Annotated in this window: 2 tRNA genes and 1 rRNA gene; all 3 read left to right on the plus strand. The window is 53.0% G+C overall.

Features of this window, described 5'->3' with window-relative positions:
* Positions 1-61 (plus strand): 16S ribosomal RNA (locus CWE08_RS12130); the annotation flags it as partial.
* 74 nt (positions 62-135) lie between these two features.
* Positions 136-212: transfer RNA gene (locus tag CWE08_RS12135), tRNA-Ile, on the plus strand.
* Positions 213-570: 358 nt separating this feature from the next.
* A tRNA-Ala gene (locus CWE08_RS12140) sits at positions 571-646 on the plus strand.
* The last annotated feature ends 7 nt before the right edge of the window (positions 647-653 follow it).

The raw sequence follows: 653 nt of genomic DNA on the forward strand, positions 1-653 counted from the left end.
GACTGGGGTGAAGTCGTAACAAGGTAGCCGTAGGGGAACCTGCGGCTGGATCACCTCCTTAACGATGAAGATGCGTAATTGAGTGAGTGCTCACACAGATTGATTGGCTTGATAGATGGAACAAAGAACAGTTACGGGTCTGTAGCTCAGCTGGTTAGAGCGCACCCCTGATAAGGGTGAGGTCGGTAGTTCAAGTCTACTCAGACCCACCACTTCTTCGCTGTGAACAGCGTTGCCTTCGTCGTCGCATACTGGTGTATGCTTCCTCCTTGGCGCCTTGTCACAACTCGAAGATGTTTGGTTCGTTTGGCAGCGTAGTTTGATAGCTCGCATACTGGTGTATGCTTCGTCCCCTCACGCCTTGCTAAACAGCCAAAACCGAGTTTTTCTCGGTGTCAGAAGCGCAACCTTGCGCCTGTTAAAAGCGGGTTTTCCCCGAAGTTAGCACGCGCAGGATAAATCGCCGAGAGCAAGGCGCCCGTTGAGTGATTGAGGGAGCATACCTCGATGGTATGTGACCGATTGAACGAATCGCGCAACGCGGCTATCGGTGATTTAGACAAGCACTATGGGGCCATAGCTCAGCTGGGAGAGCGCCTGGTTTGCATCCAGGAGGTCTGCGGTTCGATCCCGCATGGCTCCACCATTTTCCT

The organism is Aliidiomarina iranensis (assembly GCF_003987135.1).
GTDB lineage: Bacteria > Pseudomonadota > Gammaproteobacteria > Enterobacterales > Alteromonadaceae > Aliidiomarina > Aliidiomarina iranensis.